Source organism: Bradyrhizobium sp. HKCCYLRH3073, assembly GCF_051167995.1.
Lineage (GTDB): Bacteria > Pseudomonadota > Alphaproteobacteria > Rhizobiales > Xanthobacteraceae > Bradyrhizobium.
Genome location: NZ_JBNPUD010000001.1, coordinates 757,076 through 781,933, shown reverse-complemented (window position 1 = coordinate 781,933; position 24,858 = coordinate 757,076). Strand labels below are relative to the sequence as shown.

At 65.3% G+C, this 24,858-nt stretch carries 19 protein-coding genes; 7 read left to right on the top strand and 12 right to left on the bottom strand.

The annotated features are described in order from the left end of the window. Window positions 1-152 precede the first annotated feature (152 nt). The 6 genes from ACQR1X_RS03550 to ACQR1X_RS03525 form a co-directional block, all read right to left on the bottom strand. Window positions 153-2,846 carry a nitrate reductase gene (locus tag ACQR1X_RS03550; RefSeq protein WP_434898334.1) on the bottom strand — a complete coding sequence of 898 codons (2,694 nt, stop codon included), beginning with the start codon at window positions 2,844-2,846 and terminating at the stop codon, window positions 153-155. 18 nt (window positions 2,847-2,864) lie between these two features. Next, window positions 2,865-4,079 (bottom strand): NAD(P)/FAD-dependent oxidoreductase, encoded by a 1,215-nt coding sequence (locus tag ACQR1X_RS03545; RefSeq protein ID WP_434898333.1) that lies wholly within the window; start codon window positions 4,077-4,079, stop codon window positions 2,865-2,867. A 5-nt stretch (window positions 4,080-4,084) separates the two neighbouring features. Beyond that, window positions 4,085-4,510, bottom strand: coding sequence for a globin family protein (locus tag ACQR1X_RS03540; RefSeq protein WP_316239042.1), 426 nt, complete (start codon window positions 4,508-4,510; stop codon window positions 4,085-4,087). A 77-nt stretch (window positions 4,511-4,587) separates the two neighbouring features. Beyond that, entirely contained in the window at window positions 4,588-6,306 is a 1,719-nt protein-coding gene (locus ACQR1X_RS03535) for an ABC transporter ATP-binding protein (protein ID WP_434873682.1), read from the bottom strand. Window positions 6,307-6,316: 10 nt separating this feature from the next. Continuing rightward, the gene (locus ACQR1X_RS03530; RefSeq protein WP_316239040.1) at window positions 6,317-7,405 is read right to left on the bottom strand and encodes an ABC transporter permease; all 1,089 of its coding nucleotides are present in this window, start codon (window positions 7,403-7,405) and stop codon (window positions 6,317-6,319) included. 68 nt (window positions 7,406-7,473) lie between these two features. Further along, window positions 7,474-8,847: a CmpA/NrtA family ABC transporter substrate-binding protein gene (locus ACQR1X_RS03525; protein WP_434898384.1), complete on the bottom strand. Its 1,374-nt coding sequence runs from the start codon at window positions 8,845-8,847 to the stop codon at window positions 7,474-7,476. A gap of 727 nt (window positions 8,848-9,574) precedes the next feature. On the opposite strand from ACQR1X_RS03525, the gene ACQR1X_RS03520 reads away from it, so the two are divergent. Together ACQR1X_RS03520 and ACQR1X_RS03515 are read left to right on the top strand one after the other, a co-directional pair. Next, window positions 9,575-10,408 (top strand): formate/nitrite transporter family protein, encoded by an 834-nt coding sequence (locus ACQR1X_RS03520; protein ID WP_316239039.1) that lies wholly within the window; start codon window positions 9,575-9,577, stop codon window positions 10,406-10,408. A 66-nt stretch (window positions 10,409-10,474) separates the two neighbouring features. Continuing rightward, the gene (locus ACQR1X_RS03515) at window positions 10,475-12,205 is read left to right on the top strand and encodes a protein kinase domain-containing protein (protein WP_434898332.1); all 1,731 of its coding nucleotides are present in this window, start codon (window positions 10,475-10,477) and stop codon (window positions 12,203-12,205) included. 24 nt (window positions 12,206-12,229) lie between these two features. Here ACQR1X_RS03515 and ACQR1X_RS03510 read toward each other — a convergent pair whose 3' ends face one another. Then, complete coding sequence (locus ACQR1X_RS03510; protein ID WP_434898331.1) at window positions 12,230-13,144, bottom strand: intradiol ring-cleavage dioxygenase; 915 nt, start codon at window positions 13,142-13,144, stop codon at window positions 12,230-12,232. Between the two features lie 148 nt (window positions 13,145-13,292). Between ACQR1X_RS03510 and ACQR1X_RS03505 the strand changes: the two genes are divergently transcribed. Further along, entirely contained in the window at window positions 13,293-14,567 is a 1,275-nt protein-coding gene (locus ACQR1X_RS03505; protein WP_434898330.1) for a serine hydrolase domain-containing protein, read from the top strand. Window positions 14,568-14,811: 244 nt separating this feature from the next. Next, the gene (locus ACQR1X_RS03500; RefSeq protein WP_315802517.1) at window positions 14,812-16,329 is read left to right on the top strand and encodes an HWE histidine kinase domain-containing protein; all 1,518 of its coding nucleotides are present in this window, start codon (window positions 14,812-14,814) and stop codon (window positions 16,327-16,329) included. A gap of 6 nt (window positions 16,330-16,335) precedes the next feature. Here ACQR1X_RS03500 and ACQR1X_RS03495 read toward each other — a convergent pair whose 3' ends face one another. Continuing rightward, window positions 16,336-17,070: a cytochrome c biogenesis CcdA family protein gene (locus ACQR1X_RS03495; protein ID WP_315802516.1), complete on the bottom strand. Its 735-nt coding sequence runs from the start codon at window positions 17,068-17,070 to the stop codon at window positions 16,336-16,338. Between the two features lie 301 nt (window positions 17,071-17,371). Beyond that, window positions 17,372-17,617 (bottom strand): hypothetical protein, encoded by a 246-nt coding sequence (locus ACQR1X_RS03490; protein ID WP_315802553.1) that lies wholly within the window; start codon window positions 17,615-17,617, stop codon window positions 17,372-17,374. A 512-nt stretch (window positions 17,618-18,129) separates the two neighbouring features. On the opposite strand from ACQR1X_RS03490, the gene ACQR1X_RS03485 reads away from it, so the two are divergent. The 3 genes from ACQR1X_RS03485 to ACQR1X_RS03475 all read left to right on the top strand — a co-directional run bounded on the left by ACQR1X_RS03485 (window position 18,130) and on the right by ACQR1X_RS03475 (window position 21,013). Then, complete coding sequence (locus ACQR1X_RS03485; RefSeq protein ID WP_315802515.1) at window positions 18,130-19,350, top strand: LysR family transcriptional regulator; 1,221 nt, start codon at window positions 18,130-18,132, stop codon at window positions 19,348-19,350. A gap of 7 nt (window positions 19,351-19,357) precedes the next feature. After that, window positions 19,358-19,753: a helix-turn-helix domain-containing protein gene (locus ACQR1X_RS03480; RefSeq protein ID WP_015668220.1), complete on the top strand. Its 396-nt coding sequence runs from the start codon at window positions 19,358-19,360 to the stop codon at window positions 19,751-19,753. 438 nt (window positions 19,754-20,191) lie between these two features. Then, window positions 20,192-21,013, top strand: a complete 822-nt coding sequence (locus ACQR1X_RS03475) for an enoyl-CoA hydratase (protein ID WP_315802514.1) — start codon at window positions 20,192-20,194, stop codon at window positions 21,011-21,013. Here ACQR1X_RS03475 and ACQR1X_RS03470 read toward each other — a convergent pair. The 3 genes from ACQR1X_RS03470 to ACQR1X_RS03460 all read right to left on the bottom strand — a co-directional run bounded on the left by ACQR1X_RS03470 (window position 21,010) and on the right by ACQR1X_RS03460 (window position 24,595). Continuing rightward, window positions 21,010-22,089, bottom strand: a complete 1,080-nt coding sequence (locus ACQR1X_RS03470) for an isocitrate/isopropylmalate dehydrogenase family protein (RefSeq protein WP_315802513.1) — start codon at window positions 22,087-22,089, stop codon at window positions 21,010-21,012. The two genes, ACQR1X_RS03475 and ACQR1X_RS03470, sit on opposite strands and share 4 nt — an antisense overlap. 140 nt (window positions 22,090-22,229) lie before the next feature. Further along, complete coding sequence (locus ACQR1X_RS03465) at window positions 22,230-23,297, bottom strand: alcohol dehydrogenase (RefSeq protein ID WP_434898329.1); 1,068 nt, start codon at window positions 23,295-23,297, stop codon at window positions 22,230-22,232. A gap of 230 nt (window positions 23,298-23,527) precedes the next feature. Then, a complete protein-coding gene (locus ACQR1X_RS03460) occupies window positions 23,528-24,595 on the bottom strand; it encodes a CaiB/BaiF CoA transferase family protein (RefSeq protein ID WP_434898383.1) in 1,068 nt (355 codons plus the stop codon). Between the last annotated feature and the right edge of the window lie 263 nt (window positions 24,596-24,858).

The following is a 24,858-nucleotide window of genomic DNA, read 5'->3' as shown; positions in this document are numbered from 1 at the left end:
TCGATTGGCGCTCCCCAGGAACGTCATTCCGGGGCGACGCGTCAGCGTCGAACCCGGAATCTCGAACTTGGTTTGCACCGGCTCGTTTCCGCCATGTCGAGATTCCGGGTTCGGGGCCTTGCGGCCTCGCCCCGGAATGACGGCGGGCTTTGCTAGCTCGCCACCTTCACCGACGCCTCGGCCTGCGCCGGCGTCTGCGCGATCAGCCGCTTCATCTCCGGAATGCACGAGCCGCAATTCGTTCCCGCCTTGAGCTGCGCGCCGATCGCGGCGGGCGTGCGCGCGCCGGCGGCGATCGCATCGCAGATGGTGTCGCGGCCGACGCCGAAGCAGGCGCAGACGATCGGGCCGCCGCCGACGCCGTCGGGCGCGCGGCCGGACAGCAGCATGCGGCGCTGATCGTCGTCGAGACGATCGGCTGAAAACATCGTCTTCACGACGTTCCAGTCGCCGGCATCATGGCCCGGTCCGACGAAGACGCAGGTCTCGATGCGGTCGCCGCCGAAGGACGCGGCGCGATAGACGCCGCCGCCGACATCCATGTAGTCCGTGACATCGTCGGTGGCGCGCGCCTTGAACCACGCCGGCCAGCGCATGAGGTCGCCGTTGTCGGCGAACAGATAGCCGAAGCCGCCCTGCACCGTCGCCCGCGCCCACCACAGATGGGACGGCAGCGCGAGCTCGGTGCGCGACAGGATGAAGCCGCGGAAGACGTACTCATAGGGACTGATCGCGGCCGGCGTCGCCTTGGCCTCGGGCTGGCCGGAGAACGGATCGGTGTGCGAGGCGACGAGCGCGCCGACGCGGCCATGCGAGGAGTTCGTCGCGTTCCAATGGATCGGCGCGAACAGCATGCCGCGCTGCTGGCGCTCGCTGACGACGACCTTGAGGATGCACCGGCCGTGCTCGGTCGTCACCTTGGCGAAGCCGTCATGCATCAGGCCGTAGCGCAGCGCGTCGTCCGGATGCACCTCGACGAACGGCTCCGGCAGATGCGCTCCGAGACGCGGGCTCAACCCGGTGCGCGTCATGGTGTGCCACTGGTCGCGGATGCGCCCGGTGTTCAGCCGCAGGGGCCGCGCGGCATTGGTCTCGCTGCGCAGCGCCGGCACCTCCGGCGCGACGAAGCGGGCCTTGCGGTCGCCGGTGAAGAAGGCGCCGTCGGCGAAGAAGCGCGGCGCGGGCGGCTTGCCCGCGCGCACCGGCCATTGCACCGGGGCCATTGTGTCGTATTCGTCGTCGCTGAGGCTCGCCAGCGCGCCGATGTCGAAGTCGCGGCTGCCGTCGTTCTCGAACCCCGACAGCGCGGCGTGCTCGCGGAAGATGTCCGCGGCGGAGCCGTAGTCGAAGGCGGAAGCGAAGCCGAGCCGCTTGCCGACCTCGCTGAGGATCCACCAGTCCGGCATGGCCTCGCCGGCCGGCGCCATGAAGGCGCGCTGGCGCGAGATGCGCCGCTCGGAGTTGGTGACCGTGCCCGACTTCTCGCCCCAGGCCTGCGCCGGCAGCAGCACGTGCACGCCAGCATCCACGGTGTCGTTGGAGCGCACGTTCTCGGAGACGACGAGCAGCTCGAGCTTCTTCAGGGCCGACAGCACGAGATCGGCGTCCGGCAGCGACACCGCCGGATTGGTGCCGATCACCCACAGCGCCTTGATCTCGCCGCGCGCGATCGCCTCGAACATCGCGACCGCCTTCAATCCCTCATGGGTGGCGATATCGGGCGCCTTCCAGAAGCGCCGGATACGATCGATGTCCGGCGGCGTGAAGCCCATATGCGCGGCGAGCTGGTTGGCGAGCCCGCCGACCTCGCGGCCGCCCATCGCGTTGGGCTGGCCGGTCAGCGAAAACGGCCCCATACCCGGCTTGCCGATGCGCGCGGTGGCAAGATGGCAGTTGAGGATCGCATTGACCTTGTCGGTGCCCTGAGCCGACTGGTTGACACCCTGCGAGTACAAGGTGACGACCTCCGGCGTGTCGCGGAACAGCTTGAAGAAGGCGGCAACATCGGGCTCGGACAGGCCGGTGGCGAGCGCGGTCGCCGCGGTGCTGCCGGCGAGATTGCGCGCCCGCGCCAGGGTCTCGTCGAAGCCAGACGTATGGCGCGCGATGTAGTCGCCGTCGAGCGCGCCGCTGTCGGCGAGATGCACCAGCAGGCCGGAGAACAGCGCCGCATCCGTGCCGGGCTTCAATCCCAGGAACAGATCGGCTTCTTCAGCCGTGTCGGTGCGGCGTGGATCGATGACCACGAACCTGGCACCGCGCGTTTGCTTGTTGGCCAGCATGCGCTGGTACAGCACCGGGTGGCACCAGGCGGCGTTGCTGCCGACGAAGACCAGCAGATCGGCCCGATCGAGATCCTCATAGGTGCCGGGGACGGTGTCGGCGCCAAAGGCGCGGCGATGGCCGGCGACCGACGAGGCCATGCACAGCCGCGAATTGGTGTCGACATTGGCCGAGCCGAGGAAGCCCTTCATCAGCTTGTTGGCGACGTAGTAGTCCTCGGTCAGCATCTGGCCCGAGAGATAGAACGCCACGGCGTCTTCGCCGTCGCGGGCGACGATGTGCTTGAGGCGGGTCGCGACATGATCGAGCGCATCGCTCCACGCCACCCGCTGCATGCCGCCCTTGCAGCGGATCATCGGATAGAGCAGCCGGCTCTCGAGCCCGAGCGTCTCGCCGAGCGCCGAGCCCTTGGAGCAGAGCCGGCCGAGATTGGCCGGATGCAACGGATCGCCGGAGATCGCCGCGCCGCCGCTGCCGTCGGGCGTGGCGAGCACGCCGCAGCCGACGCCGCAATACGGACAGGCGGTGCGCACAGTGCGCAACTTGGGATCAACAGTCGTCATCGTGCGAGGTCCCCTCTCTCACGCTGCCCGTGGCCGCGCCGCGGCGCGGCCGAACATCATCTCGGTCCGGATCGCCGCGACCGGCTCGCGGCTGCGGATCAGGTCGCGATACCACAGAGCATCCCTGGTCTCCCCGATCAGCACGGCGCCGGTGAGGCGCCCGTCGGCGATGACGAGCTTCTTGTAGATGCCGCGCCTGGCATCGTTGAGCACGATCGTCTCGCTGCCCTCGACACCAACGAAATCGCCGGCCGAGAACACCGACACCCCCGACACTTTCAGATTGGTCGAGACGACGCTGCCGCCATAGGCCGCCTTGCGTCCGGCCAGATGCTGCGCCAGCACCCGCGCCTGCTCGTAGGCCGGTTCGACCAGCCCGTAACAGGTGCCGCGGTGCTCGGCGCATTCGCCGAGCGCGAAGATGCCGGGCGCCGAGGTCTGCATCGCATCGTCGACGACGATGCCGCGGTTGACGGCGAGCCCCGCTTCCTTTGCCAAGGTCACATTCGGCCGGATGCCGGCGGCGAAGATCACCGCGTCCGCGGCGAGGCGGCGCCCGTCGGCCAGCTCGACGCCTTCGACCCGGCCGTTGCCGTGGATGGAAGCGGTGCTGGCATTGAGCAGAACCTCGATGCCCTTGCGCGCCACCAGCGACTTGAGCAGCGCGGCCGCCGGCGCATCGAGCTGCCGCTCCATCAGCCGGTCCATCAGATGCAGCAGCGTCACCTTGGCGCCGGCGCGCGCCAGGCCGTAGGCCGCTTCCAGCCCGAGCAGCCCGCCGCCGACGACCACCACGCGGCCCTTCTTGGCCGCCAGCGCCAGAAGCACGTCGGTGTCGCGGCTGTCGCGGAACGTGTGCACGCCCGGCAGATCGGCGCCCGGCACCGGAAGCCGCAGCGGCAGCGAGCCGGTAGCGAGGACCAGGCGCGAGAACGTCACGTTCTCGTCGTTCTCGATCTGCAGCTCGCGGCGGCCGACATCGATGCCGGTCACGCGCGCACCGTATTTCAACGTCACGCCGCGCTCGCGCCACCAGGATGCCGGCTTGAGCTCGATCTCGTGGGACGCGGCCTCGCCGGCCAGCACCGACGACAGCAGCACGCGGTTGTAGGCCAGCCGCGGCTCCTCGCCGATGACGGCGATCGCGTAGCGGCCGAGCACGGTCTGCGACAATTCCTCCGCCAGCTTCGCAGCAGCCATGCCGTTGCCGACGATGACGAGCGGTTCACTCAAGGCGCCTACTCCGCCGCCTGCGCCTTGCCATAGGCTTCGGCGATCATGTAGCCGGACAGCGTGCCATAGGCCGCGGTCCAGGCGGCGGCGACCTCGGGCGTCCAGCCGTCGCCGAGTCCCTTCTCCAGCGTCCACAGCAGCGCGGCGCCGACCACCGGATAGTGCTCCGGCCTGGCGCCGTAATCGACGTGGCGCTTGGCGAGCGCGCTTGCCGCCGGCAGGATCGCAGGCAGGTTGGTCAATCCATTCACCACGACCGCCAAGGTCGCCATCAGCTTCTTGCGCTGCTCGGTGAGGTCGTCCGGAAACATCGCACGCACCTGCGGCGCGACCTCGAACAGGCGATCGTAGAAGATGGTCGCGGCCTGATCGGAGATCGGCGCGACCTTGGCAAAACTGTCCTGAACCAATGCGATCTGAGACGGCGTCATGGGAAATCCTTCGATGCAGCTATCGGGCCTCGTTGGTCGTCTGAAGGCGGACGGCGGTTCGATCCGGCGTCCGGCAGTCATGCAGCCTGGGTGCCTGAATGCGACGGGACCGCGGGGCCCGGCTCAGGTTTCGAACCGTGTTCATAGGCCTCGAGGAAATCGAGCACCTCGCGCCGGTAGCGGTAATAGTCCGGATGCTCCAGCAAGGCCTTGCGCGTGCGCGGTCGCGGAATGTCGACCTGGAGAATGTGACCTATGCGGGCGTTGGGACCGTTGGTCATCATCACCACGCGATCGGCCAGCAGAATTGCTTCATCGACGTCGTGGGTCACGCACAGAGCCGTCACCTGCGTGCGCTGCCAGACTTCCATCAGGACCTCTTGGAGGTCCCAACGGGTGAGACTGTCGAGCATTCCGAACGGCTCGTCGAGCAACAGCAGCTTCGGAGACAAAGCGAAGGCGCGCGCGATGCCGACGCGCTGTCGCATGCCGTTGGACATCGACGCAGCCGGCGTGTCGAGCGAGTCGCCGAGGCCGACGCGCTCGAGGTAGTAGTCGACGACGTCGTTGCGCTCCTTGGGCGTCGCATGCGGATAGACCCTGTCGACGCCGAGCGCCACGTTCTCACGCGCGGTCAACCACGGAAACAGCGACGGCGACTGAAAGACGACGGCTCGGTCGGGACCGGCCGACGAGACTTCGCGACCATCCAGAATGATGCCGCCGAGCGTGACATCGTTGAGCCCGGCGGTCATCGAGAGCACGGTCGACTTGCCGCATCCCGAATGACCGATCACGGAGATGAATTCTCCCTTGCGCACCTTCAGGTCGAAATTGTCGACCACGGTGAGCGGACCGCTCGGGGTCGGATAGACCTTCGACAGCTGTGAGTATTCCAGGTAGCGGTCGGATTGGTAGGGCGCCGAGCTGATCGCGCGCTGGTAGGCCGGGGGCGGCTTCTCCATCTGGGTGATCGGCACCACATTGGGCAGAGAGCGGCCAGCGGCCTTGTCCGGCGTCCGGCCGGCGGCCGCGTCCATGAGATAACTCGTCACCGCTTGCCTCAGCTGCTTGAAGCGCACGTCCTCGTTAATCGACGAGCGCTGGCGCGGGCGTGGAATGTCGACCTTGAAATTCTGTCCGAGCGTGGACTTCGGCCCCGGCAGCAACGGAATGATGCGGTCGGCAAGCAGAATGGCCTCGTCGACATCATTGGTGATCAGCACGACGGTGCGCTTGTCACGCGACCAGATCTCGACGATCTCGTCCTGAAGTCGCGCCCGAGTCAGCGCATCGAGCGCAGACAGCGGCTCGTCGAGGAGCAGAATTTCCGGTCCGGTGGCGAGCGCGCGGGCGACGGCTACCCGCTGCCGCATGCCCCCTGACAGCTCGGACGGCAGGCGCTGCGCCGCATGCGACAGCCCGACCATTGCGATATACCGGTCAACCCTTGCCGACCGCGCCGCCCTGGTCTCTCCGGCGAACACCTGATCGACGGCGAGCGCGACGTTGCCGCGCACCGTGAGCCATGGCATCAGCGAGTAGGACTGGAATACGACGCCGCGGTCGGGCCCTGGCCCGGAGATCGGCTTGCCTTTGAGTGTGATCTCGCCGGCATCGGGCTGAACCAGCCCCGCAATCGCCGAGATCAGCGTCGATTTTCCGCTGCCGGAAAATCCGACGATGGCAACGAACTCGCCTTCCTCGACCTCGAGATCGAGATTGGACAACACGTCGAGCTTGCGATCGCCGCTGCCGTAGCTCTTGCTGACGCCCTTCAACGACAGGAATGACATGACGGCCACCTCAGCGCTGACTCGAGAAGGTGAAGGCGGATTGCAGCGCGTACATCACCCGATCGAGCAGGAAGCCGATGATACCGATGGTCAGCACCGCCACGATGATCCGCGCCAGCGACTGTGACGAGCCGTTCTGGAATTCATCCCATACGAACTTTCCGAGACCCGGGTTCTGCGCCAGCATTTCGGCGGCGATCAGGACCATCCAGCCCACCCCCAGCGAAAGACGCAGCCCGGTGAAGATCAGCGGCAGCGAGCTCGGCAACACCAGTTTCGTGATCGTGCGATGGGTCGGGAGCTGGAGCACACGGCCGACGTTCAGCAGGTCCTTGTCGATCGACGCGACCCCGAGCGCCGTATTGATCAGCGTCGGCCACAGCGAGCAGAGCGTCACGGTGATGGCCGAGATCAACAGCGACTTCGGCAGGTATTCGGTCGGATTGGTGTAGAGAGCGGATACGACCATCGTCACGATCGGTAGCCAGGCCAGCGGGGACACCGGCTTGAAGATCTGGATCAGTGGATTGAGCGCACCGTTCACGGTCTTCGAAAGTCCGCAAAAGATGCCGAGCGGAACCGCGATCACCGTAGCGACGACGAAGCCGACGGCAACAGTCAGCAGACTGGTGAGGATCTGATCGAAATAGGTCGGGTTTCCGGCGTAGCTTCGCTGCTTGACCTCATCAGCCCGTCCGTCCGCGATCAGCTTGGCATTGCGTGCCTCCTGCCGTTCGTAGAAGGCGGCCTGCTTGGCGCGCTCGGCCACATGATCGGCGTAGAGATTCTTGGCCTGACCCCAGACTTCGGCTGGCCCCGGAATGGCGCCGAGCGACGTCTTCACGTGGGGCGCGACCCAACCCCACGCAGCAAGGAAGAGGCCGATGCCGAGCAACGGAACGAGCAGCGTCTGCCGGAGCTCCTTCAATTGCGGCTTGATACTGTCGCCGGCCGCCATCCGCGCCAATGGAGCGAGCCAGCCTAGACCGACGATATTCAGATAGCTCGCGGCGGCGTTGATCCGCGCGAAAATTCGCTCCTTGCGCGCGCGCTGCTCCGCGGCGGCGTCGACATCGACGTAGTCTCCGACAATTGCCATTGCTCATCTTTCAGAATGCGAGACAGGGACCGGGTGTGGACCGCCAGGACTTGTGGCCCTGCCACCGTTCATCCGCCGATGATCTTGTTGCCTTCGATCTTCTGCTTGCCCTTCAGCCCGACCTTGAGACTGTCGATATAGGCGTTCGGCTGGCGACCATCGTAGGTCACGCCATCGATGAATTCGGCAGTCGGCGCGCGGAAGCCGTCGGTCTGCCAGGGAAAATCCTCCTTCTTCGCCTTGCCGTCCGCGACGAGTTGCTGGGCGGCCGCAAGATAGATGTCGGGCCGATAAACGCTCTTGGCCGTCGCGTGGTACCAGGCATCGTCCTTGGCCTCCGCGATCTGTCCCCAGCGCCGCATCTGGGTGAGATACCAGACGGCGTCGGAGTAATAGGGATAGGTCGCAAAGTAGCGGAAGAAGACGTTGAAATCCGGAATCTGCCGCTTGTCGCCTTTCTCGTACTCGAATGTGCCGGTCATCGAGTTCGCGATCACCGCCTTGTCGGCGCCGACATATTCAGGCTTGGAGAGCATCTCGACGGCTTTGGCGCGGTTGGCGTTGTTGTTCTCGTCCAGCCACATCGCGGCACGGATCAAGGCCTTGGTGAGCGCGAGCGTCGTATTGGGATTCTTCTCGGCGAACGCCGCCGTGATGCCGAACACCTTCTCGGGATTGTCCTTCCAGATCTCGTAGTCCGTGATCACCGGCACGCCGATGCCCTTGAAGACGGCGGCCTGATTCCACGGCTCACCGACGCAGTAGCCGTTGATGGTGCCGGCTTCGAGCGTGGCGGGCATCTGCGGCGGCGGCGTGACCGACAGCAGGGCTTCGGCCGCGATGGTGCCGCTCGTATCATCGGCGGAATAATATCCAGGATTGATGCCGCCGGAGGCGAGCCAGTAGCGAAGCTCGTAGTTGTGGGTCGAGACCGGGAACACCATGCCCATCTTGAAGGACTTGCCGGAAGCCTTGAGCTTCTCGATGGCCGGACGCAGCGTCTCCGCCTTGATGGGATGCACCGGCTTGCCGCTCGCATCCTTCGCCACCTGTGGCTTCATCAGCTCCCAGATCTCGTTGGAGACCGTGATGGCGTTGCCGTTGAGATCCATCGAGAACGGCGTGATGATATGGGCCTTGGTCCCGAAGCCGATCGTCGCCGCGAGCGGCTGGCCGGCAAGCATGTGCGCGCCATCGAGCTCGCCGGTGATGACCCGATCGAGCAGCACCTTCCAATTGGCCTGTGCCTCCAGCGTGACAATCAGCCCCTCGTCCTCGAAGTAGCCGTTCTCCTTGGCGACCGCGAGCGGGGCCATGTCGGTGAGCTTGATGAATCCGAACTTGAGCTCGTCCTTTTCAAGCTTGGCCGCACGCGCACGGCTGGAAGTGAGCGCCAGCGCGGCGGCAGTGCCTGCCGCAAGAAACGCACGACGATCCAGCATGGCGCCGCGCTTGGAAGCGAACGCCTGTTCCGGATCAGGACGTCGGGTGAGGTCGGATGAATTCGGCATGAAAGGATGATCCTTTGCGTCTCCGTGACGCCTTGCCGGCCTGCGGACGCAAGCCGACTCCCGGAGAAGGCTCCGGTGAGCTGTCACGCTGCTGATGAATGAGTTTTCGGGAGACGGCGTCGATGGCGTCAGGAGTACTTATTCAATCTTTGTGCCAAGCGCGTTCTGAGCCGGAGCGCAGCAATTTCAGCGGGTTAGGAACAAGCCGTCCGCGCCTGCCTTCGCCAGAAACGCACGTATCTTTTGCGATTCGCTTGCTATATGTGCAATGCACACCGAATGAGCACATGCGATACGGCCGTAAGCAGCCGCCGTCTCAACGCCCGGCACATTCGCTCATGGTCGCGCCGCGCAATCGGCTAAGGCGTTGGATAAATTGACGAACCCGCATTGTGGCCAGAATTGGCACGTGGCTTGCTAACAACTCATTAGTCAACGATGACTGCGGTTCGACGGATTGTTGAGGCTGTTAGCGCCTGACATTCGGGACGGATCTCAATGAACTGCTCCGATCCCAGCAGTCGTCGTGATGCGCCCGCAATTCAGCCTTGCACCGACATTCGACGCCGCTCGCTTCATGTGGTGCCCACCGGGAAACGTGTTCCCGGCGGGCAACGCGAAACCGGCAGTTGTTAAGCACAATCAGAAGGAAGCCTGAATGTCGTATCTCGCGCCCTCGGAATTCGTCACCAAGATGGTGGACGCAGGGGAGTCCAAGATCTTCATGTCGACACGGGATACGGTCATCCGCGCCTACATGGCCGGCGCCATTCTCGCGCTCGCGGCGTGGTTCGCCGTGACAATCAATGTGAACACCGGCCAGCCGATCATCGGCGCGCTGCTGTTTCCCGTCGGCTTCTCGATGCTCTATCTGCTGGGCTTCGACCTTCTGACCGGCGTGTTCGTGCTGTCGCCGCTGGCCTTGATCGACAAGCGTCCGGGCGTGACCATCGCAGGCGTGCTGCGCAACTGGGGACTCGTCTTCATCGGCAATTTCGCCGGCGCGCTGACGGTGGCCTTCATGATGGCGTTCGTGACGACCTTCGGCTTCACGCAGGAGCCGGACAAGGTCGGCGCCGTCATCGGCAATATCGGTGAAGGCCGGACGCTCGGCTACGCGGCGCATGGCGCGGCCGGCATGGCGACGCTGTTCATCCGCGGCATGCTGTGCAACTGGATGGTCTCCACCGGCGTGGTCGGCGCGATGATCTCGACCACCGTGCCAGGCAAGGTGCTGGCGATGTGGATGCCGATCCTGGTCTTCTTCTACATGGTGTTCGAGCATTCGGTGGTGAACATGTTCCTGTTCCCGTCGGGGCTGATGCTCCATGCGAAGTTCTCGATCATGGACTATCTGATCTGGAACGAGATCCCGACCGTGCTCGGCAATCTCGTCGGCGGCCTCTCCTTTACCGGCCTCACGCTCTATGCCACCCATATCAGGACGCAGCCGAAGCGCGATGCCAAGGTCTCCGTTCGCGCAGCCGCCTGATTTCATTTTCCCTTGGGAGCCCGCCCGCGCTAAGGTCGGGCTCCCTCGCCTTCGCCCCACAGCCAAATGCCATTGCGGATCACAATCGGAGCGCATTCCGACAAAGGGCAGAAGCCGGGCAACCAGGACTTCCACGGCGCCCTGATCCCCGATGAGCCTGCGCTCAGCCTGAAAGGCATCGCGGTCGCCATCGCCGATGGCATCAGCAGCAGCGAGGTCAGCCACATCGCGAGCGAGTCCGCGGTCAAGAGCTTCCTGACCGATTATTACTGCACGCCGGATGCCTGGTCGGTGAAGACGTCGGCGCGACGCGTGATCACGGCCGCCAACTCCTGGCTTCATGCCCAGACCAGAGCCAGCCAATACGCCTATGACCGCGACAAGGGTTACGTCTGCACGCTCAGCGCGATCGTGATCAAGGCGGCCACCGCGCATCTCTTCCATGTCGGCGACTGCCGCATCTCACGCCTCGCCGGCCATTCGCTCGAGCAGCTCACCGACGATCATCGCGTCATGATCTCGTCGCAGCAGAGCTATCTGGGGCGCGCGCTCGGGGTCAACCCTCAGGTCGAAATCGACTATCAGGCTGTCAGGATCGAGCGCGGCGACATCTTCGTGCTCGCGACCGACGGCGTTCACGAGCATGTCGGCAAGCGTTTTGTCGCCAACGTGTTGAAAGAGAATTCCCTCGACCTCGACCAGGCGGCCCGCATCATCGTCGCCGAGGCGCTGGCGCAGGGCAGCGCGGACAATCTCACCATCCAGATCGTGCGGATCGACGAGCTCGGTGTCGGCGACGCCGCCGAGATTCCGGTCCAGGCCGAGCAGCTGCCGCCGGCGCCGCTGCTGGACGCGCGGATGATCTTCGAGGGCTACCGGATCGTGCGCGAGATCCATTCCAGCAGCCGCAGCCACATCTATCTGGCGGTCGACGTCGAGACGGAGCTCCCCGTCGCCATCAAGGTGCCTTCGATCGACCTGCGCGGCGACCCGGCCTATTTGAAGCGCTTCCTGATGGAAGAGTGGATCGCGCGACGGATCGACAATCCGCACGTGCTGAAGGCCTTCCCATCGACGCGCCGCCGCGATCATCTCTACGTCGTCACCGAATTCGTCGAAGGCCAGACCCTGGCGCAATGGATGATCGACCATCCGAAAGCCGATCTCGATACTGTCAGAGACATCATCGAGCAGATCGCCAACGGACTGCAGGCGCTGCATCGCAAGGAAATGCTGCACCAGGATCTGCGGCCTGCAAACATCATGATCGACCGGACCCGGACGGTGAAGATCATCGATTTCGGATCGGTGCGCGTCAGCGGCGTGGTCGAGGCCGACCCGGCCGCCGATCACGACAGCATCCTCGGCACCCAGCAATATACGGCGCCGGAATATTTTCTCGGCGAGGGCGGCTCCGAATGGTCCGATCAGTTCTCGCTCGGCGTGATCGCCTACCAGATGCTGACAGGCCGGCTGCCCTATGGCGCGCAGATGGCGCGCGCGAGAACCCCGGCACAGTTTCGCAAGGTGCGCTATCAGCCGGCCTCGGGCGATGACCAGACCGTCCCGCTGTGGATCGACGGGGCACTTCGCCGCGCCGTCCATCCGGTCGCTGCCAAACGTTACGAGAGCCTCTCGGAATTCGTCTTCGACCTGCGGCACCCCAATCCGGCCTATGTCGGCGGCGACCGGACGCCGCTGATCGAGCGCAATCCGCTGCTGTTCTGGAAGGCAACGACGGCACTGCTCGCGATCGCCGTCGTCATCCTGCTCGCGGCTCGCCACGGCGGCTGGTAGGCGGGACTGGCGCTCGCCGCAGGATCAGGCGGGTTCAGGCGCGATCGCGCCGAGCGGCCTCGGCGCCACGCCTGCTCCCGGCTTCATGCGGAAATCATAGCTCATCAAGTGCCACGGCCCGGCCGCCAGCTTGCCGTCCGGCATCACCGCATCGGTGCGCCGCTCCACCTGGGCAATGAGGTCGTCCTTGACGCCGAAGACGACGTCGCTGTCGAGATATTCGTCGCCGCCGACGAAGACGTGGGTGATCAGCGGCTCGTAATCCTTGGCGTCCACCAGGAAATGCACATGGGCCGGGCGCATCGGATGACGCTTCGTCTCGAGGATCATCCGTCCCACCGGACCGTCGGTCGGGATCGGATAGCTGCAGGGCAGGATGGTGCGGAAGAAAAAGCGACCATCCGCATCCGTGATGAAGCGCGCCCGCGACGACGGACCATCGCTTTCATAGGACGGCCGCTGCGAATCGTAGAAGCCCTCGTCGTCGGCATGCCAGACATCGACCGTGGCGCCCGCCAGCGGGGCACCCGACAGATCGGTCACCCGTCCCTGGACGAACATCTTCTCGCCCTTGAGATCCGCCGAGATGTCGGTGCCGTGGGGCGTCACCTTGTGCTCGCCGACGTAGAACGGACCGAGCACGGTCGTCTCCGTCGCCCCTCCCCGCTCCCGGTGGTTGACGGCATCGACCAGCATCGATACGCCGAGCACGTCGGACAGCAGGATGAATTCCTGCCGGCTCGCGGTACAGGTCTGGCCGGTGCGGGTCAGAAAGTCGATGGCGGCGGCCCACTCGTCGAAAGTGAGCTCCGTCCGGCGCACATAATCGTGCAGCGACTTCACCAATTCCTGCAGCAGGAATTTCGCGCGCGGATCGGGTGTGCGCTCGAAGCTCGCGACGACGGCCTCCGTGAGCTCGACCTCGTTGAATTGTGTCATTGCCAATTCCTCCCGGCGCAAAGGGTACACGACGCATCCCCGGCCCGCCATTGGACGCGGCGCGTTTTTCGGCTATCACCCGAAACAAACGGGATGCGCGGCCGATCCTCGCGCAGGCCGCCGGAAACCGATCATAGCGGAGACGCCGATGCTCGCCCCCACTCCTGCCTCGCCCGAAACCGTCGGGATGTCGAAAGCCGCGCTCGACCGCATCGATGCCCATCTGCGGCAGCGCTATGTCGAGGCAGGCCGTTTTCCTGGCACGCAGTTGATGGTCTATCGCCGCGGCAAGGTCGTGCACACGAGCTCGCTCGGCTTTGCCGATGTCGAGCGCAAGGTCCCGGTCAGGGACGACACGATCTACCGCATCTATTCGATGACCAAGCCGATCACCTCGGTCGCCTTCATGATGCTGGTCGAGGAAGGCAAGGTCGCGCTCGACGAGCCCGTCGCCAAATACATTCCGGAGTGGAAGAATCTCGGCGTGTTCGTCGCCGGCACGGCACCGGCCTTCGTCAGCCGGCCCCCGGCGCGGCCGATGCTGATCGTCGACCTGCTGCGCCACACCTCGGGCCTCACTTATGGCTTCCAGCAGCGCTCGAACGTCGATGCCGCCTATCGCGACGCCAAGATCGGCGCGGTCGAAAAGGCCGGCACCCTGCAGTCGATGATCGATGACCTCGCGCGGATTCCGCTCGAGTTCTCGCCGGGCGAGGCCTGGAACTACTCGGTGTCCACCGACGTGGTCGGCTATCTCGTCGGCAAGATCGCCGACCAGCCGTTCGAGCAATTCCTGAAACAGCGCATCTTCGATCCGCTCGGCATGAGCGACACCGACTTCCACGTTCCCGCGGCGAAGGCGCACCGCCTTGCGGCGTGCTACTCGGCCGACGCCGGCGGCGCCTTGTCGTTTCACGCCGCCGATCGCAAGGGCGGCCTGACCTTGCAGGACGACCCGGCGACCAGCACCTTCCTCAACCCGCCCGACTTCATCTCCGGCGGCGGCGGCCTGTGCTCGACCACGGCCGACTATCTGACGTTCTGCCGCGCATTGCTCAATGGCGGCGAGCTCGGCGGCGTCAGGCTGCTCGGGCCGAAGACGCTGAAGCTGATGACCTCGAACCATCTGCCTGGCGGCGTCGACCTGCCGGCGCTGTCGCGCTCGATGTTCGCGGAAGCGGCCTATAACGGCATCGGCTTCGGTCTCGGCTTCTCGGTGACGATGGACCCGGCCAAGACGCTGATCCCCGGCAGCGCCGGCGAATATGCCTGGGGCGGCGCGGCCTCCACCGCGTTCTGGATCGACCCGGCCGAAGAGCTGATCACGATCTTCATGACCCAGGTGCTGCCCTCGAGCGCCTACCCGATCCGCCGCGAGCTGCGCACGATGGTGTACGCGGCCATCACCGAGAGCAACGTTTAGGAGAGGCGCTGTGGCGGCAAAGCCGCTCAGGGAACCGACGATCCCCGCGCATTGCGCTTGGCGCGCTTGCACCGCTCTCCTATGCTGACAACGATGTGAACGGCTGCAACCGCCGGGACCTTGCGGACGCAGCCGCTCCAGCCTGATATGCGCTCGCTGCATACATTCGCCTGCGCCCGACGCATCTCCCCAGCCGACGTCAGTCCCAACGGCAATCAGCAGCGCCAGCTCAAACGGGGCATCCGTGCCAAAACTCTCCCTGCCGATCCGGCTTGCTCTTCTGGTCGCAGGGACCACGCTGCCGCTCATCCTGTTCGCAGGCGGGATCGTCTTGCACAACTACATGCAGGACCGCAGCGACGCCCGCCAGCGCGTGCTGGAGACGGTGCGCAGCATCCGCCTGACGCTCGATGCCGAAATGCAGCGCATGACCGGCGGCGTCCAGGTGCTGGCGCTGACCGATGCGCTGACCACCGGCGATTTCGAACGCTTCCGGCCGATCGCGATGGGCTTCCTCGAGCAGTACGGCAAGAACGGCACGATCGTGGTCGCCGACCGCGAGGGACGCCAATTGTTCTCGTCGGCGACGCCGGATACGGCTCACCTGCCGCCGCGCAACAACCGCGAGATCACCCGCCGCGTGTTCGAGACCAGGCAGCCGCAATATTCCGACCTGTTCTACGGCGTCGTGAAGAAGAGCCTGATCGTCACCGTCGAGGTTCCCGTCTTTCGCGACGGCGAGGTCGTCTATGACATCTCGTTCAGCCCGCCGATCGAGATGTTCCAGACCATCCTGGAAAAGCAGCGGCCGAACCCGGACTGGACCCTGTCGCTGCTCGACCGCCAGGCGACCGTCTTCGCACGCGTGCCGAATCCGACGAAGACGATCGGCAAGCAGGCCTCGCCCTCGGTCTTCGATCGCATGCGCAGCGAGCAGGAGGCGACGCTGTCGAGCGTATCGCTCGAGGGTGTGCCGCTGCTGTCGAGCTTCACCCATTCCACCCTGACCGGATGGACCATCGGCGCCGGCATCGCCGAGGATTCGCTGGTGGCGCCGCTGTGGCGCAACCTCGCCGTTACCAGCCTGCTCGGCGGCATCATGCTGGCGATCGGCCTGGCCTTCGCGGTGCGGATGGCGACGACGATCGCGCGCGCAGAGATGCTGCACGATCTGCTGATCGAGGAGCTCAATCACCGGGTCAAGAACACGCTGGCGATCCTGCAGGCGATCGCGGTGCAGACCTTCCGCAGCGCCAGCCGCCATGAGCGCGAGAAGTTCGAGGGCCGGCTCGGCGCGCTCGCGGAGGCGCATAATCTGCTCAGCAAGGAGAAATGGCAGGGCTCCGAGCTGCAGGACGTGATCGAGCGCGTGCTCAAGCCCTACCGCCTCAACACGCCCGACCGCATCAGGATCTCCGGCCCGAAGGTGGCGCTGTCGCCGCGGCTCGCGGTCGTGCTGTCGATGATCGTGCACGAGATCGCAACCAACGCCGCCAAATATGGCGCGCTCTCGAACGACACCGGCACGGTCGATCTGTCCTGGGAGCTGACGAGCGCGGCCGACGCCGCGAAGAAGCTGCCGGCACGGCTGCGGCTGGTGTGGCAGGAGACCGGCGGCCCGGTGGTCTCGGCGCCGATCCAGCGCGGCTTCGGCTCCCGCCTGATCGAGCGCAGCGCGCGCGATCAGCTCGGCGGCGAGGCCACGGTCGACTTCCTGCCGCCGGGCGTGGTCTACACCATCACCTGCAAGCTCGACGATTGAGCCGCGTCAGCCGAACCTCTGCAGCGCCGGGAACGTCTCGAGCAGCCAGATGCTGAAGGTCGAGACCGCGCCGGTGAGAAAGCCGATGCCGGTGGCGATCATCAGCACGCCCATCGCGCGCTCGATGTTCACGAGATGGCCACGCATGCGCATGAACAGCGCCGAGAACTGCTCGATCATGAACGCCGCGACCAGGAACGGAATGCCGAGGCCGGCGGAATAGACGGCAAGGAGCCCGGCGCCCTTGGCGACCGTCGTCTCCGCGGCTGCGATCGAGAGGATCGCAGCCAGGATCGGCCCGATGCACGGCGTCCAGCCGAAGGCGAAGGCGAGCCCCATGACATAGGCGCCCCACAGGCCGACCGGCTTGGGGATCGGCAGCCGCCCTTCGCGCATCAGGAACGCGATCCGGGTCAGGCCGAGGAAGTGCAGGCCCATCACGATGATGACGATGCCGGCGAGAATGGACAACTGCTCCGACCAGGCCCGGATCAGGCCGCCGATCAGCGAGGCGCTCGCCCCCAGCATGACGAACACGGTGGAGAAGCCCAGCACGAACAGTGCGGCCGAGATCATCACCGCGCGGCGCGACGCGGCCGGAGGCTCCTCGCTCTCGATGTGCTCGATCGTGGCGCCGGTGAGATAGACCAGATACGGAGGAACCAGCGGCAGCACGCAGGGCGAAAGAAAACTGACCAGGCCAGCAATGAACGCGGCCGGAATCGATACGTTCTGGATCATGCGAGTCCCGCGATACGCCCCTCCAGGCGCAAGCCGGGGCACGACGCTTCTTGCCGCCGATACGGGGAATACGCAACAGACGTGCCGAAGTTACGGCGCTCAACGATGATCACCGCCTGCAGGCCTTCGCTAGGATTGAGCCCGACGTCCCCGGATCAGAGCCTCGTCGGCAAAGTCCCGCCCGGATGCGGCACGTCCACCCGTTCCAACCGGCTCGTCCGCGAGCCGCGCGCGCATCACCGCGGGATCACGACATATCACAAATGCGCTAAATGCACCTTTGTGCACACATCGAACTGTGCTATTTCACCACTCGAAGCAAAGGCTGCCTGCGCTGACCCGGCTGCAGCTTCGGATCGCGCAGCTTGTCGGGATTGTCAGCTTGAACCATCTCATCGCAGAGCGATCTCAGATCGTCCTCGCTCAGACGGTTCAGCTTCATACGCAGGTCGAGGATGGCAACCGAGACCAAATGTGCCGATTCGCGATTGCCCGTCGCCGCGAGCGTGGCGCGGCACTGCTCCAGGGATGCAAGCACTGCAAGCATTTGTTCGTCTGAATTGGCCACAGGCGTCGTTTCCGTTCTAGCGTGCGACGAGATGGAGCCGAGCAACTCCCGACTCGCGGATGGCTTCCAAATACGTCATGTCGTAGCTCCCCTGCGCTTTGCCCATGCGGCTCATCCGAGCCGCGCGCCCACCCCCTGGGACGGCACGACGACGTCCTGGCATGGCGCATGGTGAAGACACATCACCGCTCCCCGGCATTCGATGAGTTAGCGCCACGATCCGTTCATCAAGATAGCATGACAACGGACCATCTTCGAATACCATTTCATTGCAGTCGAGGCAAAAACCGTCGATCTTAGGTTCGACTCGCGCTAAGCGTGTCTCTGTCCTACATGATGTGTCAGACCGCGCGTCTGCTGGCGGTAAGACCATGCTGCAGAGAACTGAACGTGGCAGACTCATCGACCCTCGATCGCTCAACCAAATCATGGCACGAACGTGCCCTGCCCGTAATTTATCGGAATCACTCTAGCAGGCGGAGAGAGCTTGTATGCGCGTTGCGGCGGAACGGGGCGTTCCTCAGAAGGAACGCCAGGACCTAGCCGAGACCCCTGCGACGCTGGCGCCAGGGGAGCACGGCGACTCGTCTGCTGCGGCAGGATCGAGCATTGAACTGAGCCGAGAGAGTGGCGGCGCCAAGGGCGCAACGGCGAGCAAGCCGGCAAAAACTGCGACGGGCCGGGCCGCCCCGGCCAAGTCGACCGTGAGCAAATCGGCGCTGGCAAGCCTCACCGACTGGGATGCAGCGCGGATCTTCCTCGAGGTTGTCAGGGCCGGCAGCTTCCGCTCCGCGGCAGAGCGGCTGACGCTCTCGATCAATGCCGTACGGCGACGCATCGATGATTTCGAGCGGCAGATCGGCGCGACGCTGTTCACACGCGACGTCCACGGCGCTCGGCTGACCGACGAAGGCGCACTGGTGGTCTCTGCCGTCGAACGCATGGAGGCCGCGTCATTCGAGCTGCTGCGCGCGGGCGATGGTCTCGCCGGCGCTGCGTCGGGCGAGGTCCGGGTCGCGGTGACCGAGGGGCTCGGCACGTTCTGGCTGGCGCCGCGGCTGGTCGAATTTCAGCAGAGCTTTCCCAACGTCATGGTCGACCTCTATTGCGCGATGCGCTCGGCCGACGTGTCACGCCACGAGGCCGACGTGGCCATCCATCTCTCCCGGCCGGCGGCGCTCGACGTCAAGCTGGTCCGGCTCGGCCGCATGCACCTGATGTGCTTTGCGAGCGAGAAATATTTGGAGATATTTGGCATCCCAAAGACGATTGACGATCTCGTCAAACATCGCTTGGTTCTGCAGGTGGCGGACGAAGCCGCCGCCAACGCCGCCTTCGCCACCATCTTTCCCGGTTTCGAGCAGCGGGACCTGATCGCGATGACCACCAATGTCTCGAGCGCCAATTACTGGGCCGTGGCGCACGGCGCCGGCATCGGGGTCTTCCCAACCTATGCGAGTGCCCTGGGCGGGAAGATCATACCACTTGAGGTTGACCTCAAGTGGTCCTACGACATCTGGCTGTCCTACCATGCCACCACCGGACGCATCCCTAGGGTGCGTCACATGATCGACTGGCTGGTCGAGGCCTTTAACCCTGGCAAATACCCGTGGTTTAAAGACGAATTCATTCATCCACAGCAACTTAAAACAGTATATATGGGTGAACCCCTGACCCATCTATTCGGGGGCTTTCCGATGGAAGGACGGTAAAATCAGTATGAACAAATCAGCGGCAAAGAAAATGAAGCAGCGCAGTGCGGGCAAGCCCGACATCGAGCTCGGCAAGCGGATTCGCCTCCGGCGTGTAGAGCAGAAGATCTCGCAGGCTGAACTCGGCGAGAAGCTCGGCGTGAGCTTCCAGCAGGTCCAGAAGTACGAGAAGGGCGTCAACCGGGTCGGCGCTGCGCGTCTGCAGCAGATCGCCACCGCGCTCGACGTGCCCGTGACGTTCTTCTACGACGGCGACAGCAAGGCGCGCGAGGTCGAGAGCCTCCTGTTCCTGGACTCAGCCTTCAGCCTGCGGTTGCTGCGCGCCTACAGCAAGATCAAGGACCAGACCGTACAACGTCAGCTGGTATCCTTGATGGAATCGATCGCAGCGAACGAAGAATAGGCAAGGCTGTCTGATCCGTCAGACAGATCTGCCCGTGATGGATATGGACCATCTTCGCTCGAGGGCGCAACTTGGGGGCGCCAGGCTTTGCCAGCTCGGGCGAGTTCACTGCCTCGGCTCGAGGCCGAGTGATCGGCGCGGCCGGCACACCGGCCCTTCTCGTCCGCCCAGCGATCGCTGCGCGGTCTGAGGCTCCGTCGCCCTTGTATTCTCGTGCTCTCTGCCGTCATAGGAAGTGGCGGCATGGCGGCGTTTCGGTCCCGTCGGCCGACGCTGATCATGAACGCTGCGCGTCCTCTCCTGGGCCACCCGTGCACAGTCGAGAGCATCGGCTCCGACGTCCTCTTGCCTGCCCATCGTGGCCTGAACTCACATTGACGCCGTCACCGGCGCGGTGAACGATGCCGGCCGCCTTGCCCTCCCTGCCGACGGACCCTCATGCCGACCATCTCCGAGCTCCCCACCACCTTCGCCGAGGGCAAGATCCTCATGACCAGAGCGAGCGACGGCGTCGGCATCATCACCTTCAACAACCCGGATAAGCGCAATGCGATGTCGCTGGAGATGTGGGAGGGGCTCGGCCAGGCCCTGGTCGCGCTGCGCGACGATGACGCGATCCGGGTCGTGGTGCTGACCGGCGCCGGCGGCAAGGCCTTCGTGTCCGGTGCCGACATCAGCCAGTTCGAGCAGAGCCGCCACAACGCCGCGGCCTCGGAGGCCTATGCCGAGCGCAGCGCCGCCCAGCGGGCGCTGCTCGCCGGCTACCTGAAGCCGACGATCGCCTGCGTCAGCGGCTTCTGCCTCGGCGGCGGCCTGCAGATCGCGATGCTGACCGACATGCGCTTCGCCGCCGCGGACAGCCAGTTCGGCATCCCCGCCGCCAGGCTCGGCATCGCCTATGGCTATGACGGCCTGCGCAACCTGGTGTCACTGGTCGGCCCGTCGCAGGCGCGGCTGCTGCTCTATACGGGCCTGCGGATCGATGCCGCGGAGGCGCTGCGCATCGGCCTCATCGATCGGATGATCCCCAACGACGAGCTGCTGCCGGCGACGCTGGAGATCGCCCGCACCATCGCCGGCAATGCGCCGCTGGCGGTCAAGGCCGCCAAGATCACCATCGCCGAAGTGCTGAAGGACGAAAGCCGGCGCGACATGGAAGCCATCAAGCGGATCGGCGACGCCTGCATGGATTCGGAGGATTTCCGCGAGGGCCGCCGCGCCTTCATGGAGAAGCGCAAGCCGGCCTTCAAGGGACGCTAGAGCGCCTCCAGCACCGCCTTGGTCACGTCGATCGTGCCGGCCTTGCCGCCGAACTCGAACGGCTTGAGGCCGGAAGCATAGACCCGGTCGACGGCCAGCTCGATCCGCTGCGCCGCTTCGGCTGCGCCCTCGATGCCATGCGTGTCCGCCAGCCAGTCCAGCATCATCGCGGCCGAGAGGATCATCGCGGTCGGATTGGCCTTGCCCTGCCCCATGATGTCGGGCGCGGTGCCGTGGCAGGGCTGGAACACGGCGTGGCGGTCGCCGATGTCGGCCGACGGCGCCATGCCCATGCCGCCGACGAGACCGGCGGCGAGATCGGACAGGATGTCGCCGAACATGTTCTCGGTGACCAGGACGTCGAAATCCCACGGGCGCTTCACCAGCATGAGCGCGCAGGCATCGATGTAGAGGCGGTCCGTCTTCACGTCCGGATGAAGTTGAGCGACCTCGTCGAAGATCTTGCGAAAGTAGGCGAAGGCCTTGAAGACGTTGGCCTTGTCGACGCAGGCCAAAGTTCCCGAGCGGCCGCGCGCGCGGCGCCGGGCGGCGAGCTTGAAGGAGAAGTTGAACAGCCGCTCGGATGTCTTGCGGGTAATGACGAGGGTCTCGCGCGCCTCCTCATGTGTCACCACACCTTTGCCCATCGAGGCGAACAGGCCTTCGGTGGACTCGCGGATGACGACGAAGTCGATGCCGCGCTCGGCGGCGCCGACGATCGGGCTCGGCACGCCCGGGATCAGCCGCGCCGGCCGCACGCCGGCATAAAGGTCGAAATGGAAGCGCAGCTCGATCTGCGGCGCGATCTCGGTGTTGTCGGGATAGCGCACCGAGGGCAGCCCGCAGGCGCCGAGCAGGATCGCGTCCGCCTCTTCGCACAGCCGGATCGTGCTGTCGGCGATCGAGACGCCGGTTGCGAGATAGTTGTTGGCGCCGGCCTGGGCCTCGGTGAAGCGGAACGACAGGCCGGCCTTGGCCTCGACCTTGCGCAGCACCTCAAGCGCGGGCGCCATGACTTCAGGACCGATGCCGTCGCCGGGGAGGACTGCGATGTGGAGTGAATTGGTCGAGGGCATGGGCGACGCTTTCGAGGACGACATCAATGAGCCGTCATGCCCGGGCTTGACCCGGGCATCCACGACTTTCTAACGCCGCGGCGCCAAAGACGTGGATGGCCGGGTCAAGCCCGGCCATGACGAGCGGACGGAGTTGCGATTTACGGCGTCAGCACCGCACGGCCGACCAGCTGACCCTTTTGCAGATCGTGCAAGGCATCGTTGGCCTTGGACAACGGCATCGGCGTCACCGGGATCGGGGCGATGTGCTTGGCGCGGACGAGATCGAGCAGCTCCTTGGTCTCGCGGAGATTACCGACATAGCTGCCCTGGATGGTGACCGCCTTGATCGGAATCAGCGGCAGCGCCCACGGCGCGCCGCCGCCGAACAGGCCGACGATGACGAGCTTGCCGCCCTTGGTCAGGCAGTCGAAGCCGAGCTGGGCGGTGGCCGGATTGCCGACCAGGTCGATGACGGCCCGGATCGGCTCGCCTGCCGCCTTGTTCAGCTGCTCCAGCGCATCCGGCGCCTTGCCGTCGACCGCCGCCAGCGCGCCGGCCGCCAACGCCGCCTCGCGCTTGCGCGCGTCGATATCGACCACGATCGCGCCCTTGCCGCCCATGGCCTTCAACAGCGACAGCGCCATCAGCCCGAGGCCGCCGGCGCCGAAGATCACGATCGGCGTGTCGAAGTCCTTCTCGACCTTCTTGAGCGCGCTGTAGGTCGTCACGCCCGAGCAGGCGTAAGGCGCCGTCGTCACCGGATCGAGGCCCTTGAGATCGATCAGGTGGCGCGGATGCGGCACGGTCATGTGGTCCGCATAGCCGCCGTCGCAATAGACGCCGAGCGAGGCCGGCTTCAGGCACATGTTCTCGTCGCCGGCGAGACAGGTGGCGCACTTGCCGCAGCCGATCCAGGGATAGACCAGCGCGACGTCGCCGACCTTCAATCCGCCCTTCTCCGCCTCGGTGACCTCGGGACCGAACGCCACGATCTCACCGGCGCTCTCATGGCCCATGGTCCGCGGCAGCGACACGCCGCGGTCCTTCAGGGACAGCGGCTTGCGGCCGTGGCCGAGATCATAGCCGCCTTCCCAGATGTGCAGATCGCTGTGGCAGACGCCGGCGGCCTTCACCTTGATCAGCACCTGCTTGCCGAACGGCTGCGGCGTCGGCTCGTCGACCTCGGTCAGCGGTGCATTGAAATCAGTGACCTTGAAGCTCTTCATGCTTTCACTCCCGTCGTCCGGTGCGGGCAGGGCCGGACGGCGCATCGACGGGACGAGCGGCGAGGCTGCGCGCGGCAACGTCGCGTCGGACCTCCTCCCGGCATGAGCGCGTCCGGCTGGTCCGGACTGTTCTTGCGATGTCGCGACATTGGCTGGAAACGCGTGGGGCGGCAAGGCTGCGCGCAGCATGCGCAGTCATGGCAGCCCTGCAGCGTTTTGCCTCAGCGCATTCACGGTTTTGCGGCGTCGCTCACGCCGGCCTCGCGGAGAATGTCCGCGGTGTGCTCTCCGAGGCTTGCGGCCCGCGGGCCGGCCGCGACCTTCGCCTCCGACATCCGGAACGGCAGGTTGACGACCTGGAAGCTGCCGGCGGCATCCTCCACATCGGCCAGCGCGCCGCGATGTGCGATCTGCGGATCGGCCAGCGCATCGGCAACGCTGCGATAGGCCGAGCTCGGCACGCCGCCCGCGTTCAAGGCCTCCAGGCATTGGGCGACGTCGAGCCGGCGCGACCAGGCCTCGACGCCATCCATCAGCGCCCCCCAGTTTGCCCGCCGGTCGGAATATTTTGCAAACCTGGGATCATCGACCCAGTCCGGGTGGCCGATCACAATCATCAGGTTCTGGAACGTCTTCTCGCTGGCGATGGCGATCATGACATAGCCGTCGCGACACTCCGCCGGGCCGAAGGTCGGCCGCGACGGCTGCGCGACGGGAAATTGCGACCATTGGATCTCGTTCAGCGTCAGGCTCAGCATCGATTCCAGCATCGAGCAGTCGATGTGCTGGCCGCGCCCGCTGCGCTCGCGCTGATACAGAGCGGAGGCGATGGCGCCGAACGCGTAGGTCCCGGTGACGACGTCGGCATGATAGATGCCGCAATAATCGGGCCGGCTGCGCCCCGGCTGGTAGGCGAGATGCGCCATGTCGTAGCCCGAAGCCGCATGGATCACCGGGGCATAGGCCGGGAGTTCCGCCGATGGGCCGGTCTGGCCGTAACCCGAGATCGAGCAGTAGATCAGCCGCGGGTTCAGCGCGCTCAAGGCCGCGTAGTCGAGCCCGAGCCGCTGCATCACGCCCGGGCGGAAGTTCTCGACCAGGATATCGGCCTCGGCGACCAGCCGACACACCGCGGCGACACCGTCGCGCGACTTGAGGTCGAGCACGACGCTCTTCTTGCCGACGTTGAGCTGACCGAAAGCGGTAGAGCAGCCATGACGCATCGGAGGCCGGGTGCGCATGGTTTCACCTTCGACTGACTCGATCTTGATCACCTCCGCTCCCATATCGGCAAGCATGCGGGCACAGTGCGGGCCGGCGATGGTGGTCGAGAAGTCGAGGACGCGCAGTCCCTCGAAACATCCTGTCAAACGGCTCTCATCGTTTCCCACTAGACTCACCCTGACAGCTCCCTGGTTTGAACTCTTCTCGCTCGGCACCGAGGCCGAAGCTCCGCTTTGCCGTCGCCGATTCACAAAGCGTAAGCCATCGATCGTCGTGCAGGTCGTTTCTAGATCGAACCATTCGATGTCGAAAGCGTTTGGCCTTTCGCCGCAATGCG